Source organism: Candidatus Korarchaeota archaeon NZ13-K, assembly GCA_003344655.1.
In the GTDB taxonomy this organism is placed as follows: domain Archaea; phylum Korarchaeota; class Korarchaeia; order Korarchaeales; family Korarchaeaceae; genus Korarchaeum.
On sequence record MAIU01000096.1, the window covers coordinates 1 to 3,845 of the forward strand.

Annotated in this window: 5 protein-coding genes; 2 read left to right on the forward strand and 3 right to left on the reverse strand. The window is 58.3% G+C overall.

Translation table 11 applies throughout. The features are described from left to right. Positions 1-53 precede the first annotated feature (53 nt). Positions 54-353, reverse strand: a complete 300-nt coding sequence (locus tag BA066_07100) for a DUF2848 domain-containing protein (protein RDD52923.1) — start codon at positions 351-353, stop codon at positions 54-56. A 23-nt stretch (positions 354-376) separates the two neighbouring features. On the opposite strand from BA066_07100, the gene larA reads away from it, so the two are divergent. Then, positions 377-1,642, forward strand: coding sequence for a nickel-dependent lactate racemase (larA, locus tag BA066_07105; GenBank protein RDD52924.1), 1,266 nt, complete (start codon positions 377-379; stop codon positions 1,640-1,642). Here the strand turns inward: larA and BA066_07110 are convergent. Together BA066_07110 and BA066_07115 are read right to left on the reverse strand one after the other, a co-directional pair. Beyond that, positions 1,634-2,536 (reverse strand): hypothetical protein, encoded by a 903-nt coding sequence (locus tag BA066_07110; GenBank protein ID RDD52925.1) that lies wholly within the window; start codon positions 2,534-2,536, stop codon positions 1,634-1,636. The two genes, larA and BA066_07110, sit on opposite strands and share 9 nt — an antisense overlap. A 139-nt stretch (positions 2,537-2,675) precedes the next feature. Next, positions 2,676-3,050: a superoxide reductase gene (locus tag BA066_07115; protein RDD52926.1), complete on the reverse strand. Its 375-nt coding sequence runs from the start codon at positions 3,048-3,050 to the stop codon at positions 2,676-2,678. A 115-nt stretch (positions 3,051-3,165) separates the two neighbouring features. On the opposite strand from BA066_07115, the gene BA066_07120 reads away from it, so the two are divergent. Further along, on the forward strand, positions 3,166-3,845 hold a 680-nt coding region (locus BA066_07120; protein RDD52927.1), incomplete at its 3' end, for a hypothetical protein.

Below are 3,845 nucleotides of genomic sequence, written 5' to 3' on the forward strand. Positions count from 1 at the left end.
TTTTTACTTTTCATTCCCCGCCCCCGGATGGGAAAATTTATAAGTAAGGCAGCTCACTGATCGGGGGCTGTGATCATGGCCCTGAGCAGGAGCACGTACTCCACCTCACCGCTAGTCCTCTCCCCTATGACCTGCACCTCCGTGCCGAAGCAGAGCAGGTTCTGGCCCACCGGGAAGAATGATGGAATCCTCTCCGGCCCTGGCACCCCTATCCTCCTCAGCTCCTCTATGTGGGCCATCACATCATCCGGGTTCCTCCCGGTCCATCCACCAAGCAAAAGCCTGCTGAACTCGAAGGAGACGGGGGAGAGCTCCCCATCGGGGGACTGGAGGAGAAGCCTCAGCCTCCTCATAATGCGACCGGCAGCTTCAGCTTATTAATGAATCCGCGCGCCATCGAGCGGGATCCCCAGTGAGGGTCAGCGTCCCTTACGGTGATGAGATAGTCTGGTTCGAGGTGCCGGAGGACAGGTACATGGGCTCCTTCGGGGTCAGGGAACCAGAGGGCGTGGATGAGGGGCTAGTTATTGAGAGTTCGCTGGAGAATCCTATGGGCCCCAGGTTGGAGGATATAGACGCAAGGAGGGTGCTTATCTCAGTGAACGATGCCACCAGGCTCATACCGACCCCCAGGCTGCTGGATCACGTGCTCAAGCGCATCAGGGGGGAATTCAGGATAATCGTGGCCACGGGCTCCCACAGGGCGCCAACGGAGGAGGAGTACAGGAGCTGCATACTCGGACATCACTACGAATCCCTTAGGGGGGTCACGTCGGCTCACGATTCGAAGGCCAGCGATTTCGTCGACCTGGGCAGCACCAGAAGGGGAACGCCGATAATGGTGAACAGGGAGGTGCTGGAGCACGATCTAATAGTAACGCTGAGCTCCGTCGAGCCCCACTACTTCGCGGGCTACAGCGGGGGGAGGAAGATGATAGCCCCCGGTCTCTGCATGTACGAGACCATAGAGAGGAACCACAGGCTTGCCCTGCTCCCTGAGGCGGCCCTTGGAAGGCTTGAGGGCAATCCGGTCCATGAGGACCTGGAGGAGATAGCCAGGGCAGTGGCCAGGGAGGTGGATGTCTTCTCATTGAACACAGCGATAAGCGGTGATGGCAGGGTATGGGCGGCAGAGTCCGGTGACCTCTTCGACTCATTCTACGCAATAATAAAACGAGTTGAGGGTAATTACGCCGTGAAGTTGCCGGAGGAACCTGAGATAGTGGTGGCAGTTGCCCCGAGGCAGATGGGGATAGACCTTTACCAGGCTCAGAAGGCGATAGAGGCGGCGAAGCTGGTCACGAGGAGGGGAGGGATCATAATACTGGTGGCCCCCTGCTGGGACGGGATAGGTCCTAGGAACTTCTACGACCTGCTCACCAGCGGCCCGATGGAGGAGGTGAAGAGGAGGATATGGGAGGACTACAGGCTGGGCTACCACAAGGCGGCGAAGCTCATAGAGGCCCTTGAGAACTACAGGATACTTGCGGTGACGAACCTGGAGGATGAGATCCTCAGGAGGATAGGAATAGAGCCATTCAGGAGCGTTCAGGATGCCCTGAGGGAGGCCCTATCCTCCGTCGGGGGTAGCGTGGCCGTCCTGCCCGAGGCCAGCGTCTGCGTCCCGATGGTATCAAGGTAGGAGGTGTTTAAGGAGGAGGAGCCAGCCGTTGAGGTAGAGGGGGGCCGAGAGGGAGGATATCGTGATGAAGGGGAGCACATCCTCCTTTCGGAAGTCGTACTCCTCGCTGAAGACACCAAGGAGCACAGCTGCAGGCATCGCGCTCATGAGCACCAGAACCTCCAGCTTCACGCGATCCAGACCGGCCAGGGATCCTAGGACCAGGGAGAGGAGGGGTGATAATAGGGCTCTCAGGGAGATCAGGACCCCCTGCGTGCGAGCTGAGATGGATCGGGATGCCCTCAGCGAGGCCCCTACGGACACGAGGGCCAGGGGGGAGGCCGTGGTCCCCAGGGAATCCAGGGTGTAGAGAAGCTCCTCTGGGATCTTGAGGGACATGAGGTTCAGGGACATTCCCAATATGACGGAAATGACTATAGGATTCCTCAGGATCCTTGGGATCGTCCCTAGGAGCCTCTCATCGCCCCTCAGGCCCTCCAGGAGGTAGACGCAGAGGAGCGACGAGAGGACGAAGGTGGTCATCCAGAGCATCACCGAGAGCTGCAGGGCCCTTGGATCTTGGAATGTCGAGCCGATGAAGGGTATCCCGAAGAACCCGGTGTTGCTGAAGTTGGAGGCGAGTATGAGGAGGTGAATCATGCTCCTCTGTAGACGAAAGGCCCTCCCAATCAGGTAGATCGCTGAGGAGATGATGAACATCGATAGGAGGTAAACCAGGACCGCCCTGAGGAGCCCCTCGCTCAGGGCTACGACTGAGAGGCTCTCGAGGGCTAGCGCCGGCATCGCCACATACATGACGTACCTCGATAGGGCATCGCAATTGATCGATATCCTCGACCTGAGGGCGTAGCCAAGCCCGAGCATCGCAGCGAGGTGAAGGGTCCCCATGAGCACCCGATCCACGCGGCCACCGCCGACCTTAAGGTAAAAATTTTTGCATCACGCGGGCCGGAGCCTTCCCGGGCCGCCTTGGATCTCACGCCACGCTTTTCAGGCGGGGATGGGGGGATGAATTAAAAAAGGGATGGGGTGATCAGAGTTTGAGATCCTCCTCGTTCCTCCAGAGGCCGTGGATGTTGCAGTAGCTGAAGGCCACCAGCTTCCCTGGCTTGGCCACCTTGAAGGTGAAGTAAGCTATGGGCTCGGTGTAAACGCCGCTAGTGTTCGGTCCCTGCACGGACTCCCCGTGGGCGTTGAAATCGGCCCTCCCTATCTCGAACGGATAGGGATCGTTCTCCGGCCAGAAGTAGAGGGAGATCCACCTTATGTGGTGCTCCGTCGTGTTCGGATGGGGTATCTCCTTGCCAACAGTGACCCTGACCGTGAAGGTGTTATCCTTCCTCTCCACCACCTCTATGACCGGGACGTGCTTCTCGGTCCTCCAGTCCTGGGTCCTGAACATCTCCATCTTACCACAGCCCAACCAGCGCTTCAGATAAAGATAAGCTTGTGGTTCTCATTCATAACCTCAAGAGCCGGCATCCGCGCGAACTTTTTATCCGGACCTCCAGGGCCCGAACTGGATGAGAAGGGAAGCCCTTGTGATGCTGGTCCTCACGATCCAGCTCCTCCAGCTGACCGCAAATACAGCAAGCATCTCGCTGACCCTCCCTCATTGGGCGGATGAGTCCTCCGGGTTCAACGTCACCCTCAGCCTATCCGGGATGCCGGGCGGACCCGCTCATGTGAGACTTGCGGTGCTGGAGGGTGAGAGGGAGCTACTCTCCAGGACCATCTGGATGGAGGTGTCGGGCAACGCCAGCGCCCTCATACCAATTGATCCCCTGAGGCCGGGGATTTACAGGATCATAGCGACCGTTTCCATTGGGAATTCAAGCTTCTCGCAATCTGAGGAGATCTACGTCGCTCCCTCATCGGCCAGCATGCTCGGGCTCCTCTCCAACGTATCGCGGATCGAGGGTGAGCTCGGCAGGGTGCGGGCCATAGTGAGGAACGCCACGCTGCTCGAGGAGATGATGGAGGAGCGAAGGAGAATCTATGAGGGAATGGGGGATCTCGTGAAGCTCATGATGCTGAAGAGAGATTCAAGGGAAGCTTTATTGCTTTTCAAAAATATCTCGGAATCGATAGATCGGCTCCAAGAGCTTACGTCCTCCCTAGAGCCCGAAGCATTCATATGGTCTACCCTGTCCTCCACGGACTCCCTCTTCAGGTTCCCGGCCGAAACCCAGCAATTCTGGCC